Source organism: Streptomyces roseoviridis, assembly GCF_039535235.1.
Lineage (GTDB): Bacteria > Actinomycetota > Actinomycetes > Streptomycetales > Streptomycetaceae > Streptomyces > Streptomyces roseoviridis.
On sequence record NZ_BAAAWU010000001.1, the window covers coordinates 4,566,636 to 4,580,960 of the forward strand.

14 protein-coding genes and 1 tRNA gene are annotated in these 14,325 nt (G+C 71.9%); 7 read left to right on the plus strand and 8 right to left on the minus strand.

Translation table 11 applies throughout. The features are described from left to right. Positions 1-60 precede the first annotated feature (60 nt). Positions 61-2,589, minus strand: a complete 2,529-nt coding sequence (locus ABD954_RS20740) for an ABC transporter permease (RefSeq protein WP_345487673.1) — start codon at positions 2,587-2,589, stop codon at positions 61-63. A gap of 89 nt (positions 2,590-2,678) precedes the next feature. Next, positions 2,679-3,449 (minus strand): ABC transporter ATP-binding protein, encoded by a 771-nt coding sequence (locus ABD954_RS20745; protein ID WP_345487675.1) that lies wholly within the window; start codon positions 3,447-3,449, stop codon positions 2,679-2,681. A 433-nt stretch (positions 3,450-3,882) separates the two neighbouring features. Between ABD954_RS20745 and ABD954_RS20750 the strand changes: the two genes are divergently transcribed. Both ABD954_RS20750 and ABD954_RS20755 read left to right on the plus strand, forming a co-directional pair. Then, positions 3,883-3,967: transfer RNA gene (locus ABD954_RS20750), tRNA-Leu, on the plus strand. 371 nt (positions 3,968-4,338) lie between these two features. Continuing rightward, a complete protein-coding gene (locus ABD954_RS20755; protein WP_345487677.1) occupies positions 4,339-5,241 on the plus strand; it encodes a Bax inhibitor-1/YccA family protein in 903 nt (300 codons plus the stop codon). Here ABD954_RS20755 and ABD954_RS20760 read toward each other — a convergent pair. Continuing rightward, on the minus strand, positions 5,171-5,692 hold the full coding sequence (locus ABD954_RS20760) for a hypothetical protein (RefSeq protein WP_345487679.1): 522 nt from the start codon (positions 5,690-5,692) through the stop codon (positions 5,171-5,173). The two genes, ABD954_RS20755 and ABD954_RS20760, sit on opposite strands and share 71 nt — an antisense overlap. Here ABD954_RS20760 and ABD954_RS20765 point away from each other — a divergent pair. Both ABD954_RS20765 and ABD954_RS20770 read left to right on the plus strand, forming a co-directional pair. Next, positions 5,679-5,978: an alpha/beta fold hydrolase gene (locus ABD954_RS20765; protein WP_345487681.1), complete on the plus strand. Its 300-nt coding sequence runs from the start codon at positions 5,679-5,681 to the stop codon at positions 5,976-5,978. The two genes, ABD954_RS20760 and ABD954_RS20765, sit on opposite strands and share 14 nt — an antisense overlap. Before the next feature lie 146 nt (positions 5,979-6,124). Continuing rightward, positions 6,125-6,454, plus strand: a complete 330-nt coding sequence (locus ABD954_RS20770) for an alpha/beta fold hydrolase (RefSeq protein ID WP_345492337.1) — start codon at positions 6,125-6,127, stop codon at positions 6,452-6,454. Positions 6,455-6,524: 70 nt separating this feature from the next. Here the strand turns inward: ABD954_RS20770 and ABD954_RS20775 are convergent, their stop codons facing one another. Continuing rightward, on the minus strand, positions 6,525-6,755 hold the full coding sequence (locus ABD954_RS20775) for a DUF4287 domain-containing protein (RefSeq protein ID WP_345487683.1): 231 nt from the start codon (positions 6,753-6,755) through the stop codon (positions 6,525-6,527). A 100-nt stretch (positions 6,756-6,855) separates the two neighbouring features. On the opposite strand from ABD954_RS20775, the gene ABD954_RS20780 reads away from it, so the two are divergent. After that, positions 6,856-7,185 carry a hypothetical protein gene (locus tag ABD954_RS20780; RefSeq protein WP_345487685.1) on the plus strand — a complete coding sequence of 110 codons (330 nt, stop codon included), beginning with the start codon at positions 6,856-6,858 and terminating at the stop codon, positions 7,183-7,185. Positions 7,186-7,212: 27 nt separating this feature from the next. On the opposite strand, the gene ABD954_RS20785 is transcribed toward ABD954_RS20780, so the two are convergent. The 3 genes from ABD954_RS20785 to ABD954_RS20795 all read right to left on the minus strand — a co-directional run bounded on the left by ABD954_RS20785 (position 7,213) and on the right by ABD954_RS20795 (position 11,079). Then, positions 7,213-8,145, minus strand: a complete 933-nt coding sequence (locus tag ABD954_RS20785) for a hypothetical protein (RefSeq protein WP_345487687.1) — start codon at positions 8,143-8,145, stop codon at positions 7,213-7,215. 370 nt (positions 8,146-8,515) lie between these two features. Continuing rightward, complete coding sequence (locus ABD954_RS20790) at positions 8,516-9,736, minus strand: acetyl-CoA C-acetyltransferase (protein ID WP_345487689.1); 1,221 nt, start codon at positions 9,734-9,736, stop codon at positions 8,516-8,518. 311 nt (positions 9,737-10,047) lie between these two features. After that, positions 10,048-11,079: an SGNH/GDSL hydrolase family protein gene (locus ABD954_RS20795; protein WP_345487691.1), complete on the minus strand. Its 1,032-nt coding sequence runs from the start codon at positions 11,077-11,079 to the stop codon at positions 10,048-10,050. Between the two features lie 171 nt (positions 11,080-11,250). Here ABD954_RS20795 and ABD954_RS20800 point away from each other — a divergent pair, with 171 nt between their 5' ends. Both ABD954_RS20800 and ABD954_RS20805 read left to right on the plus strand, forming a co-directional pair. Next, positions 11,251-12,645 (plus strand): cystathionine beta-synthase, encoded by a 1,395-nt coding sequence (locus ABD954_RS20800; protein ID WP_345487693.1) that lies wholly within the window; start codon positions 11,251-11,253, stop codon positions 12,643-12,645. A gap of 407 nt (positions 12,646-13,052) precedes the next feature. Then, the gene (locus ABD954_RS20805; protein WP_345487695.1) at positions 13,053-13,886 is read left to right on the plus strand and encodes a MurR/RpiR family transcriptional regulator; all 834 of its coding nucleotides are present in this window, start codon (positions 13,053-13,055) and stop codon (positions 13,884-13,886) included. Positions 13,887-13,915: 29 nt separating this feature from the next. Here the strand turns inward: ABD954_RS20805 and ABD954_RS20810 are convergent, their stop codons facing one another. Further along, the gene (locus tag ABD954_RS20810) at positions 13,916-14,287 is read right to left on the minus strand and encodes a hypothetical protein (protein ID WP_345487697.1); all 372 of its coding nucleotides are present in this window, start codon (positions 14,285-14,287) and stop codon (positions 13,916-13,918) included. Positions 14,288-14,325: the final 38 nt, after the last annotated feature.

The window sequence follows — 14,325 nt, forward strand, 5'->3', positions numbered from 1 at the left end:
TACCGCACGCCGAAGGGCCGGGCTCCCGTGCGGAGCCCGGCCCTTCGTGTGTCCCGTGCGCTACTCGGCCTTGATCGCGGCCAGCATGTTCAGCTTCGCCGCGCTGCGGGCCGGCCACATGGCGGCCAGGACGCCGACCAGCCCGGCGAGCAGCAGGAAGATCCCGATCCGGCCCCACGGCAGGACCAGCGCGTAGCCCGGCAGACTGCTCCTCAGCGTCTCGCCGATCGCCCAGCCCAGGAACGAGCCGAGGGCGATGCCGACCACCGCGCCGAACAGCGAGATCACCACGGCCTCCAGACGGACCATCCGCTTCACCCGGCGCCGGTCCAGACCGATCGCCCGGAGCATGCCGATCTCCTGCTGCCGCTCGAAGACCGACATCGCCAGGGTGTTGACGACCCCGAGCACCGCGATGATCAGGGCCATCGCCAGCAGGCCGTACATGATGTTCAGCATCATGTTGATGACGCCGCCGAACTCGTCACGGATGTCCTTCTGGTCCATGATCGTGACGGCCGGGTTGTCGCCGAGCGACTTCGCCACGGCCTTCTCGGCCGCGGCCGACGGGCCGCCGTCCGTCTTCACGAAGATCTGCGGGATGTACGGCTTGGGGTCGTGGACGTTGAGGATCTTCGTGTCCAGGAGCAGCGGCGAGACGAACTCGCTGTCCTCGTAGACCGCGCCGACCTTCAGTTCGCCCTTCTTCTTGTCGGAGAACTCGACCGGCAGCGTCGAGCCGACCTTCCAGCCCTGCTTCTGCGCCGTCTTCTCGGCGACGGCGAGCTGCCCCTGGGCGAGCGAGCCGAGCGAACCGTCGACCACACGGAGGTTCAGGACCTTCTCGACGTCCCCGGGGGTCACGCCGGAGACCGACTTGAAGTCGCCCTTCACCTGGAGGTAGCCGGCCTGCTGCGGCGAGACGGCCGTGGCGCCCGCGGCCGTGCGCACGGCGTCCAGCGCGGCCTGGCTGAGGCCCTCGCCGCTCGCCATGGTGATCATGTAGTCGGCCTTGATCTGGTCGGTCGTCATCCGGTCGACGGCGGAGCCGACCGTGGCGCCGAGCACCGACAGACCGGTGACCAGGGTGAGGCCGATGGCGAGCGCGGAGGCCGTGGCGCCGGTGCGGCGCGGGTTGCGGACCGCGTTCTGTCCGGCCAGGGAGCCGGCCACGCCGAAGGGCTTCAGGAACGGCCGGGCCAGCGCGATCACCGGGCGGGACAGCAGCGGGATCAGCACGATCACACCGATGAGGGCGAGGAACGCGCCGCCCGCGATCAGCATCCGGCCCTCGTCGCCGCCCTTGCCGGCGCCGAGCACGATGCCGAGCAGACCCGCGGCGGTGATCAGCGCGCCGATGGTGTTGCGGACGACCAGCGACTTGGTGGTGGCCACCGCGTGGACGCTGCTCATCGCGGCGACCGGCGGGATCTTGGCGGCCCGGCGGCCGGGCAGCCAGGCGGCCAGCATGGTGACGAGGACGCCGACGGCGAGCGCGGAGACCAGCGGGGTCGTACCGATGACCAGGTCACCGGCGGGGATCTTCAGACCGAAGGCGTTCATGCCGGCGCGCAGGGCCGCGGCCAGACCGATGCCGAGCCCGAAGCCGACCAGCGAGGCGACCAGGCCGACGAGACCGGCCTCCGCCAGCACCGAGCGGGTGATCTGCTTGCGCGAGGCGCCGACGGCGCGCATCAGCGCGAGCTCCTTGGTGCGCTGGGCGACCAGCATCGTGAAGGTGTTGGAGATCAGGAAGACGCCGACGAAGAGGGCGATGCCGGCGAACCCGAGGAGCATCTGGTTGAGGCTGCTCAGCCCCGCCTCGATGTCCTTGGCCTGCTGGTCGGCGAGGGCCTGACCGGTCTGGGCGTCGGCGGTGTCGCCGACGACCGGCTGCACGGCGGCGAGGATCTTGTCGGCGTCCGCGCCCGGCTCGGCGCGGACGCTGATGTCCATGAAGTGGCCGGGCCGCAGGAACAGCTTCTGCGCGACGTCGGTGTCGAACAGGACGAGGCTGCCGCCGGCGCTCACCGCGCCGTCCTCGGTGGTGAAGACACCGGAGAGGGTGTACGTCTCCACCGGACCGTTGGTGGCGACGCGGACCTTGTCGCCGACCTGGTAGCCGCCCTTGGCCGCGGTGTCCTCGTCGAGGGCGATCTGGTCGTCCTTCACCGGGCCGGTGCCGGAGGTGAAGTCGTACGCGGCGTCCTTGCCGTCGCGGCCCGGGGCGAAGTTGGTGCCCTTGTTGGACCAGCCGACGCCGATCAGCTTGCCGTCCTTGTCCGGCACGCCCGCGAAGCCGTTCACCCGGCCGGTGGCGTCGGCGACGCCGTCCAGCGCGGCGATCTTCTGCCGGGTCTTCTCGGACAGGCCCGGCGTGGCGTTCGGGTCCTGCTGGTTCGGGGCGGCGGTGACGGCGACGGCGATGTCGTCGTAGCTCTTGGAGGACTGGGCGCGGAAGGCGTTCGAGAGGGTGTCGGTGAAGACCAGGGTGCCGGAGACGAAGGCCACGCCGAGCATCACGGCGAGGACGGTCATCAGCAGCCTGGCCTTGTGCGCGAGCACATTGCGCAGGGCGGTACGGAACATGGTGGGAGTCCTGGAGTGGGCCCCGGCGGCGCCGTCGGCGGCGCGCAGCGCGGGGGAGGGGTCGAAAGAGCGAGGAGGGCGGGCTCGGCTCAGCTCGTGCGGCCCTTGGCGTCGAAGGCCTTCATGCGGTCGAGCACGCCGTCGGCCGTCGGGTGGAGCATCTCGTCGACGATCCGGCCGTCCGCGAGGAAGACGACCCGGTCCGCGTAGGAGGCGGCGACCGGGTCGTGGGTCACCATGACGACCGTCTGGCCCAGCTCGCGCACCGAGTTGCGCAGGAAGCCCAGCACCTCGGCGCCGGAGCGGGAGTCGAGGTTTCCGGTCGGCTCGTCACCGAAGATGATCTCGGGCTTGGAGGCGAGCGCGCGGGCGACGGCGACGCGCTGCTGCTGGCCGCCGGAGAGTTGCGCGGGGCGGTGGCTGAGCCGGCCGGACAGGCCGATCATGTCGATGACCTGCTGCACCCACTGCTTGTCGGGCTTGCGGCCGGCGATGTCCATCGGCAGCGTGATGTTCTCCAGGGCGGTCAGCGTCGGCAGCAGGTTGAACGCCTGGAAGATGAAGCCGATCTTGTCGCGGCGCAGCTGGGTCAGCTGCTTGTCCTTCAGGCTGCCGAGCTCGGTCTCGCCGATCCGGACGGAGCCGGAGCTGAAGGAGTCCAGGCCGGCGACGCAGTGCATCAGGGTCGACTTGCCGGAGCCGGAGGGGCCCATGATCGCGGTGAACTCGCCCTGCCGGAAGTCCACGCTGACCCGGTCCAGAGCGACCACCTGGGTCTCGCCCTGTCCGTAGACCTTCGAGAGGTCGGTGGCACGGGCGGCGACCGCGGTGGTGCGGGGCACGGTGGAGCTGGTGGTCACGACGGCGACTCCTGTCACTGCTGGCTTGAGGGAACCACTCCATCGTGTCGAGCGTTATGGCACCCGGCGTCCGTCCACATGCCCGTTCCCGGGGGCGACTGGAGTCGGACCGCGGGGGCGCGCGGTCATCCTGAGGTATGACGGCGACCCCGAGAGGGGGCGCGGGGAAGGGGCCCGCGAACGGCCCCGCCGGGGGCCGTCGGGACGGGGGTGCAGAGGTGACGAAGTCGGGGCGGATCCGGCGGCGAGTTTTCGTCAATCCGATGACCGGGTCGGCGCTGCCGACACCCCCGCCGCGCTACGCCACAGGGCACCCCACCTGCACTGACGCACCCTCAGGTGTCAATAAAATAAGACAACATCGGGCCACCGTTCCGCTGAACGGGCGACGCGCCCCGATAGGCTCCTGTGCCAGCGCGGAGCATCGCGTCACGCCCGGATGGTGGAATGCAGACACGGCGAGCTTAAACCTCGCTGGCCTTCGGGCCGTACCGGTTCGAATCCGGTTCCGGGCACCAGCTCGCACAGCCTCCCACCCGCACGATGGCGGGTTCCCCCAGCAGCTTCTCCCCGGAGTCGTCCGCGTGCCGGCCGTTCGACGTCGACGGTCCCCGGCGTGTGTCCCCACGGGAACGGGGCAGGTGGTCCGGCGGGCGCGATCGGGATGCGACGGGAAGAAGGGGGAGAAGCGCAGGGGTCGGAGCGTCACCCAGGTCGGAGGGGTGGTCTGAACGGGTTCGAATCCGGTCCCGGGTGCATCGCTCACCCCCGCCGACCTCGGACTCCCCGACACGATCGTATAAAGATCCTCCCCCAGCACGAGGGAGTTTCTTTTGCCCTCGCATTACTCTTGACGCAAGGCCGCGCAGTGCGGCCATGGAGGAGTGAGATGAGGAGCAGCAACCCGGTCTTCTCGCGACGGGGGTTCAGCCGCGACAACGGCTACGCCGGCTTCAACGCGCAGCAGCCGCAGGCCGGGGGCCCCGCCGTCGGAACCAACCCGTACGCCACCGGCAACCCCTACGCCGAGGGTGCGGCGAACCCGTACGCCACCAACCCGTACGCGCAGCAGGACACCGAGCTCGGCGCGCCCCAGCAGGCCCGTGCCGGCGTCATGACGATCGACGACGTGGTCAGCCGTACGGCGATCACGCTCGGCACGGTCGTGGTGACCGCCGTCCTGTCCTGGCTGCTGCTGCCGGTCGACCCGGCGAACATCAACAAGTCCTACGGCATCGCCATCGGCGCCGCCCTGGTCGCCCTGGTTCTGTCGCTCGTCCAGTCGTTCAAGCGCAGGCCGTCGCCGGCGCTGATCCTGGCCTACGCGGCCTTCGAGGGCGTCTTCCTCGGCGTGATCTCCGCCGCCGTCTCGACCTACATCGCCGACGGCGTGGTCACCCAGGCGGTGCTCGGCACGATGGCCGTCTTCGCCGGCGTGCTCATCGCCTACAAGATGCGCTGGATCCGCGTCACGCGCCGCTTCTACGGCTTCGTGATGGCGGCCGCGATGGGCTTCGTGCTCCTGATGGCGGTCAACCTGCTCTTCGCCGTCTTCGGCGGCGGTGACGGCCTCGGCTTCCGCAGCGGCGGCCTCGGCATCCTGTTCGGCGTCATCGGCATCATCCTCGGCGCCTGCTTCCTGGCCCTGGACTTCAAGCAGGTCGAGGACGGCATCACCTACGGCGCTCCGCGCGAGGAGTCCTGGCTGGCGGCCTTCGGCCTCACCATGACCCTGGTGTGGATCTACCTGGAGTTCCTGCGTCTGCTCTCGATCCTGCAGGGCGACGACTGACGCACCGCGTGACACGGGAAGGGCCCGTCCGGCATCCGCCGGGCGGGCCCTTCCGCGTGCCGCGGCACCCGCCGAGGCCCTCGTCGACGTGGGCGTCGAGCAGCACCCGGGCCGCGTCCTTGGCCTGGGCGGCGGGCTCGGAGGTGCCCTGGATTCCGGCGACGGCCATGGCGCCGTTGGCGAGCAGGGCCAGCTGGTCGGCGAGGGCGGGCGGGGCGTTGAGGGCGGTGGTCTGCTCGGCGAAGTAGTCCCGCAGGGCCTGCTTGTGCCCGCGGGCGATGTCGGCGACGTCCGGGGAGATGCCGCCCATCTCGCCGAAGGTGTTGATGAAGGCGCAGCCCCGGAAGTCCGGCGCGGCGAACCAGTCGCCGAGGTAGTCGAAGACCGCCAGGGCCCGCTGGTACGGGTTGGTGGCGTGAGTGGCGCCGTGGGCGGCGGTGGCCTCGCGCACGGCCGCGTCGCGCCGTTTCAGGACGGCCCAGACCAGGTGGTCCTACGCGTACCACCTCGTCGCGCCCGACCACATCGGCTTCGGCGCCTCCGCCGCGCCCGCCGTGGACACCTTCGACTACGGCTTCGATCGGCTCACCGGGATCACCCTGGCCCTGCTCGACCGGCTCGGGCTGGACCGCTTCGCCCTCTACGTCCAGGACTACGGCGCATCCGTCGGCCTGCGCATCGCCTCCCGCCACCCGGAGCGGGTCACCGCGATCGTCACTCAGAGCGGCGACGCCTAACCAAGGGCTTCACGCCCTTCTGGGACGTCCTGTTCGCGCACGCCGCGGACCGGGAGGCGCACGAGGCGGACGTCCGCGGGCTGCTGACCGCCGAGGCCACCCGCCGGCAGTACACCCACGGCGTCCCGGCCGAGCGCCTGGACCGCATCGGTCCCGAGACCTGGACCCTCGACCGGGCCGGCCTCGACCGGCCCGGCAACAAGGAGGTCCAGCTCCAGCTGTTCTGGGACCACCAGTTCGACCTGGACGCCTATCCGGCCTTCCAGGAGTACTTCCGCACCCACCGGCCGCCGCTGCTCGCCGCCTGGGGCCGCGGCGACGAGGTCTTCGGCCCGGCCGGCGCCGAGGCGTTCGCCCGGGACCTGCCGGACGCCGAGATCCACCTCCTCGACGCGGGCCACTTCGCCCTGGAGACGCACGGCGAGGAGATCGCGGCACTGGTCCGCGACTTCCTCGGCCGTCACGTGAGGGACTGAGGCCGGCGGCCGGGCGGGGCGGGGCGGGCGGGTGCGGACCGTGAGCCGCGGAGCCGCAAGCCGCGTGCCGTCAGAGCATGCGGCGGGCGGCCCGGCGCAGGTCGTACTCGTGGATGATCGCCTTGGCGTGACCGTAGGCGAGGCCGTGCTCGCCGCGCAGCCAGCTGACCTTCTCCTCGAAGCGGATCAGGGAGGGGCCCTCCTCGACGGCCCTCAGCCAGTCGGCGATCTCACGACCGGTGCAATGCGGAATGCGGGCGAGCAGGTTGCGGTGGGTTTCCTCGGAGAATGCGTGGGACATCGGCGCCTCCGGACGCGTTGTGCCGTGTGCTCCTTCACGTCACCGTGCCCGAGCGTTCGCCCGTTGGCAATGGGCCCCGGACGGCGCATAGGGTCGCACGGTGCGCGATACGAGTGAACTGACCGCCGCCGCAGAGCGGTTCGCCGACCGGCTGCGGACCGCCCCGCAGAGCCGCCTCCAGCGCGGAGCCGCCGCCGAAGGGCTCGCCCTGGCAAGGGAGTTGGCCGACCGGGCACAGCGCCTGGAGTTCCCCGGACGGGAGCCGGTGACCATGCCGGACGCGGGTGTCTTCACGGTCGCCGACCAGCTGGTGGTCGCCGCCACGGATCTGGCCGAAACTTTGCGAACGGCCCCGGCCGGTGCCCCCGAGGGGGACCTGGACGAGGCCGTGAGGCTGGTACGGGAGGCGGAGGCCAGGTCCGGCCTCTAGGGCGGGGCCCCGGAGCGCCCCGAGGAGCTACAGGCTGGCGATCACGCGGTCCGCGAGGATGTACACGTTGTCCTCGGCCGCGTCGCCGCACGAGAAGGTGAGCGCGTAGGCGCCGGACACACCCGAGCCGCCCAGCAGCACCGGGGTCCGGCCCGCCCGCAGGGCCTCGGCCAGGCGCTCGGCGGTCTCGCGGTGGCCCGGGGTCATACAGAGCGTGGTGCCGTCGGCGAAGACGTACACGTCCAGCGTGCCCAGCGGGCCGGGGCGGACGTCGGTCAGCGCGGTGCGGGTGTCGGCGAGCTCCTCCAGGCGGGACACGGTGCGCTCGTGGTCGGTGACCACCGGGGTCTGGACCGGCACGAAGTCCGGGTGGGAGGGGTGCCGGCGGCGGGCCGCGGCGAGCTCGGGGGAGTCCTCCGGGTACTCGGTCGGCCCGGTTAGCTCGGGGAACTCCTCCAGGGCCTCGAACGTGTCGAAGACGTCCAGCGGGTCACGGCCGTCGAGGGCGTCCCGCCCGTCGAAGGACTCGCGGCCGTCGAAGGTCTCCCGGCCGTCGAGCGCGGCGGCCTCGGCCTCCATCGCCTCCAGGGCCATCGCCTCCAGGCCCACGAAGTCCGCCTGCCGCGGCACGAAGAAAGGACCCTCCTCGGCCGGGCCCGCCAGGCCGCCGAGCAGCGACGGGGCGTCGGCGGCGTCCCTGGCCTCCTGCGCGGCCCAGAAGGCCCGCGCCTCGGCGAGCTCGCGCTCACGCTCCTCCGCCAGGGCCTCGGCCACCGCGGCCCGTATCTCGTCGGCGGGCGTCTGGCGGGCATGGGGGACGGTCACGCCGTGCGCCGCGGCGAGCTCGCCGCGCAGCGCGGTGACCTGCTTGCGGAGACCGTGGGCGGCGTGCAGGGCGGCGGCTCCCACGGCCGTCGCAGCAGCCGTGGTCACCAGCAGGGCAAGAGACAGTGCGCTCACTGACGTACTCCCGATTCGAGTCGATCCCCCGACTTCCTACATCAGCTTGTCGTGGGGTGGCGTCGCCTGTCAGTGCATTACGTCACGAAATGGACAGGTATTTATGCCTGGTGTTTGGTCCCAAAACCGCCGTGACCTGGGAAAACGACTCTCCCCCGGGATGTATGTCACATCCTGGGGGAGATTCGGTCACGGCTTGGACGCGGCGGGGTTAGCGGCGCCCTACGACGACCAAGGGCCCGGCCACCCGCCCCTACCCTCCGCTACGGCTCAGCTCAGCCGCTCGATCGTTCGGTCGCGCTGAGCCTCGCCACCGCTTCGGGCAGGTGCCGCCCTCGTCCCTCGGGCGCCCCCTACCCTCCGCTACGGCTCAGCTCAGCCGCTCGATGACCATGGCCATGCCCTGGCCGCCGCCCACGCACATCGTCTCCAGGCCGAACTGCTTGTCGTGGAACTGGAGGCTGTTGATGAGCGTGCCGGTGATGCGGGCGCCCGTCATGCCGAAGGGGTGACCGACGGCGATGGCGCCGCCGTTGACGTTGACCTTGTCCAGGTCGAAGCCCAGGTCCTGGTACGACGGGATCACCTGGGCGGCGAACGCCTCGTTGATCTCCACCAGGTCGATGTCGCTCGTGGTCAGGCCGGCCCGCTTCAGGGCCTGCTTCGACGCCTCGACCGGGCCGAGACCCATGATCTCGGGGGAGAGGCCGGAGACACCGGTGGAGACGATCCGGGCGAGCGGGGTCAGGCCCAGCTCCCGCGCCTTCGTGTCGGACATGATCACCAGCGCGGCGGCGCCGTCGTTCAGCGGGCAGCAGTTGCCGGCCGTGACCAGGCCGTCGGGCCGGAAGACCGGCTTCAGGCCGGAGACGCCCTCCAGCGTGACGCCGGCGCGCGGGCCGTCGTCCTTCGAGACGACCGTGCCGTCGGGCAGCGTCACCGGGGTGATCTCGCGCTCCCAGAAGCCGTTCTTGATGGCCTCCTCGGCGAGGTTCTGCGAGCGCACGCCGAACTCGTCCATCTCCTGGCGGCTGATGCCCTTCCAGCGGGCCAGGTTCTCGGCGGTCTGGCCCATCGCGATGTACGCGTCCGGGACCAGGCCGTCCTCGCGCGGGTCGTGCCAGGTGGAGCCCTCGGACTCGGCGACGGCCGCCGTGCGGGCCTCGGCCTCGGCGAAGAACGGGTTGTGCGTGTCCGGCAGCGAGTCGGAGTTGCCCTTCACGAAGCGGGACACCATCTCGACACCGGCCGAGATGAAGACGTCGCCCTCGCCCGCCTTGATCGCGTGCAGCGCCATGCGGGAGGTCTGCAGCGAGGAGGAGCAGTAGCGGGTGATGGTGCAGCCCGGGAGGTGGTCCATGCCCATCTGCACGGCCACGATCCGGCCCAGGTTGTTGCCCTGCTCGCCGCCGGGCAGACCGCAGCCGAGCATCAGGTCGTCGATGTCGCGCGGGTCGAGCTCGGGGACCTTGGCGAGGGCGGCCTGGATGATCGTCGCGGTCAGGTCGTCGGGGCGAAGGTCCTTCAGGGAGCCCTTGAAGGCCCGGCCGATCGGGGAGCGGGCGGTCGAGACGATGACGGCTTCGGGCATCACGGCTCCAGGAGGGGTGCTGGGTGGACGGACAGAATGGGAAGTTACCTGTACGTACCGCACGGGGTCATCGGGCACGGCATGTGATGCGGACCTCTTTTCTAAGCGCTCGCTCAGTCGTGCGGCCACCGGCCGGCCGCACCCGTACCGGACGGGCGCGCCACCGGCCTGCCGGACCCGTACCGGACGGGCGCGCCACCGGCCTGCCGGACCCGTACCGGACGGGCCCGCCGCCGGCCGGCCGCACCCGCACCGCACGGGCCCGCCGCCGGCCTGCCGGACCCGCCTCAGGCCCCGGCCGCCGCACTCGCTCAGGCCGGGTCCGCGGCCGTGCGCGGGGCGGGGGCGTCCGCCTCGCCTCCGGCGCCGTCCGGGGCGCCCGGCAGCGGCAGGCGCCGGCGCCTGCGGTGCTTGAGCAGCGCCCACGGCGCACGGGCGCCGGTGACCTCCGTGCCCGCCTGCTTCGCCGCCTCGGCCGCCGCCTTGGCCACCGGCAGCACGTCCTCGTGCCGGGCCGCGTCGATCCGGTCGGCCTCCGGCCACAGCCCGAGCGCCGCGCAGACCGTCGGCAGCACCGCCATCGCCGCCGTCGCGTACCCCTCCGCCGACGGGTGGAAGTTGTCCACGCCGAACATCTCCCGCGGGTTGGCCGCGAACTCCGGACCGAGCAGATCGCCCAGCGACACCGTCCGGCCGCCCTGCTCGACGACCACGATGGTCTGCGCCGCCGCCAGCTGCCGCGAGGCCCGCCGGGCCAGCCAGCGCAGCGGCTGGTAGACCGGCTCGATCGTGCCCAGATCCGGGCAGGTGCCGACCACCACCTCCGCGCCCGCCGTGCGCAGCCGCCGCACCGCCGCCGCCAGACAGCGCACCGACTGCGTCGGCGGCATCCGATGGGTGACGTCGTTCGCCCCGATCATGACCACGGCCACGTCCGGCGCCCCGGACGGCGAGGCGAGCAGCAGCGACACCTGCCGCTCCAGGTCGTCCGAGCGCGCCCCCGGCAGGGCGACGTTCCGCAGGTCCACCGGGCGCTCGGCGACCGCGGCGAGCCCCGAGGCCAGGAGCGCTCCCGGCGTCTGCCCGACCCTCCGCACGCCCTGGCCCGCCGCGGTGGAATCACCCAGAAGGGCGAGCCGCAGCGGCTCCTCGCCGCTGTAGGAGCCGCCGTAACGGCCGTCCGCCCCCGGCGGCAGCGGCGCCACGCCGCCCCCCACGTTCCGCTTGGCCAGCTGTACCTCGGCCAGCAGCACCCCCACGGCCGCCACGCCGAGCAGGCCGATGCTCCCGCCGCCGTACGCCGCGCCCGCGGCGATCCGTCGCGCCACCCTCGCCCTGGACATCGGTGCACGCACCTCCTTCGAGCGTTCTCGCCGTCTCGGGGCCGCCGCGCGGGCCGCCGTTCGCGCCGCCGGTGGCGCCGCCTGTGGTTACTCACTGCCCCGTAACCGGCACCGCGTACGCATTCCACGGAATACGCTGGCTGCACCATTACGGAGACCCCGGAGATTACGGTGCAATTCCACGACTCGATGATCAGCCTCGTCGGCAACACCCCGCTGGTGAAGCTCAACAACGTCACTGCGGGCCTTCAGGCGACCGTCCTGGCCAAGGTCGAGTACTTCAACCCGGGCGGCTCGGTCAAGGACCGGATCGCCCTGCGCATGATCGAGGCCGCCGAGGCGAGCGGCGCCCTGAAGCCCGGCGGCACCATCGTCGAGCCCACGTCCGGCAACACCGGCGTCGGCCTGGCGATCGTGGCCCAGCAGAAGGGCTACAAGTGCATCTTCGTCTGCCCGGACAAGGTGTCCACGGACAAGATCAACGTGCTGCGCGCCTACGGCGCCGAGGTCGTGGTCTGCCCCACGGCCGTCGACCCCGAGCACCCGGACTCGTACTACAACGTCTCGGACCGCCTCGTGCGCGAGACCCCGGGCGCCTGGAAGCCGGACCAGTACTCGAACCCGAACAACCCGCGTTCGCACTACGAGACCACCGGTCCCGAGCTGTGGGAGCAGACGGAGGGGAAGATCACCCACTTCGTCGCGGGCGTCGGCACCGGCGGCACCATCTCCGGCACCGGCAACTATCTGAAGGAGGCGTCCGGCGGCAAGGTCCAGGTCATCGGTGCCGACCCGGAGGGCTCCGTCTACTCCGGCGGCTCCGGCCGCCCGTACCTGGTCGAGGGCGTCGGCGAGGACTTCTGGCCGACCGCCTACGACCGCAACGTCGCCGACCGGATCGTCGCGGTCTCCGACAAGGACTCCTTCCAGATGACCCGCCGCCTCGCCAAGGAGGAGGGCCTGCTGGTGGGCGGCTCCTGCGGCATGGCGGTCTGCGCCGCGCTCGAGGTCGCCAAGGAGCTCGGCCCCGACGACGTCGTGGTCGTGCTGCTGCCGGACTCCGGCCGCGGCTACCTGTCGAAGATCTTCAACGACGAGTGGATGGCCGACTACGGCTTCCTGGAGGACACCTCCTCCGCCACCGTCGCCGACGTGCTGCGCCACAAGTCGGGCGGCATGCCCTCGCTCGTCCACATGCACCCGGACGAGAACGTCGGCCAGGCCATCGAGGTGCTGCGGGAGTACGGCGTCTCCCAGATGCCGATCGTGAAGCCGGGCGCCGGGCACCCCGACGTCATGGCCGCCGAGGTCGTCGGCTCGGTCGTCGAGCGCGAGCTCCTGAACGCGCTCTTCACCCAGAAGGCGTCGCTGGAGGACCCGCTGGAGGACCACATGTCCGCCCCGCTGCCGCAGGTCGGCTCGGGCGAGCCGGTCGCCGACCTGATGTCGGTCCTCGGCGACGCGGACGCGGCGATCGTGCTGGTCGAGGGCAAGCCGACCGATGTGGTCAGCCGTCAGGACCTGCTGGCCTTCCTGGCCGCGAACGGCGGGACGAAGCAGCACTGATCCGGCGCCGGCGCCGGTGCGGTGACGGACCGTCGGGGCGCGGGTGGGCCCGTTCGCGCAATCGGTACGAGCGCGACACGTACCCGCAGCACCCGCTTAACAACGGTCCGGCAGAGTGTTCCTCATCGGCGCCACGGACCTCCGGAGCGGCTCCCGGCCTCCGCCGGCGCCATGGACGCGGACCGGCCCTGACCCGGGCCCGTGTCCCTCGCGGGGACCGCCGTCGTCCCGCCCCCCGGTCAGCCGGGGGTGCGGCGGTCCCCGCGCAACACCCTTCCGCCCGGCGCCCGCCCGGCCCCGTTCGGGCCTCCGGCCTCCGGCCTCCCGGGCCGTCTTCCCTTGCCTGTCTGCATATCCTCATGCAGAGTTCAGGTGGATGAATAACCGGAAGACGGAAGGGGGACGGCATGAGCGACAGCCCGGCCGGACGGCTGCAGACGCTCTTCGAGGGGCACCGGCTGACACCGACCCAGCGGCGGATCGCGCACTGCATGGTGCGGCGCGCCGCCGACGTGCCGTTCCTGTCCAGCGTGGAGCTGGCCGAACTGGCCGGCGTGAGCCAGCCCTCCGTCACCCGCTTCGCCGTCGCCCTCGGCTTCGACGGCTACCCGGCGCTGCGCAGGCATCTGCGCGAGAGCGTGCCCGCCGTCGCCGACGAGCTCGCCGGGCACAACGAGTACCAGCAGGCCGTCCTCGGCGAGATCGAGAACCTCAGGCACCTCGCCGAGCTGCTCGCCGATCCCGCCCCCGTCGAGCGGGCCGGCCGGCTGCTCGCCGCCTCCCGGCCGCTGCCCGTCCTCGGGCTGCGTGCCGCCTCCTCGCAGGCGAGGGGATTCGCGTACTTCGCGGGCAAGGTCCACCCGGACGTGCGGCTGCTCGACGAGGGCGGCTCGATGCTCGACGACCGCATCGACGCGGCCGTAAGGGCCGGGGCCACGGCGCTGCTGTGCTTCGCGCTGCCCCGGCACCCGCGCGAGGTCGTCGACGCCCTGGCGTACGCCCGCGCCGCCGGCCTCACGGTGGTGACCGTCGCCGAGTCCGCCTTCGCTCCGGTCGCCGCGCACAGCGACCTGCTCATCCCGGCCGCGGTCGGCACCGGCCTCGCCTTCGACACGGCGTGCGCGCCGATGCTGCTCGGCCGGGTGCTCCTGGAGGCGATGGCGGACGAGCTGCCGGACGCACAGGCCCGCCTGGAGGAGTTCGACGTGAAGGCGGCGGCCCGGGGCCTGTTCGTCGAGTGAGGTCCCGGGTCTCTTCGGTCCCGGCCTCCTCAGATCTCCAGTTCCGTCTCGATCCTCTTCAGGTGGTGACGGGCCATCGCCAGGTTGGCCCGGTTCTTGTCCAGGGCCAGGTAGAGGAAGAGGCCGCCCCCGCCGCGGGTCTTGAGCAGGCGGATCAGGTGGTACTGGGTGCCGAGGGTGATCAGGATGTCCTCGATCTCGTCGTTGAGCCCCAGGGCCTCCATGGCGCGGAGCTTGGCGCGGACGACGTCCGTGTTGGCGGCCGCCGCCACGTTCAGGTCGAGATCGGTGCCGCCGCCGATGATGCCGAGGGCCATGCCGCTCCCGTAGTCGACGAGGGCGGCGCCGATCGCGCCTTCGATCTGGGCCGCTTCCTTGAGGGAGGTCTCGGTGTTCGCCATGGTTCTTCCTTCGCGTGAGCGTGTCGTGGGTGGGCTTG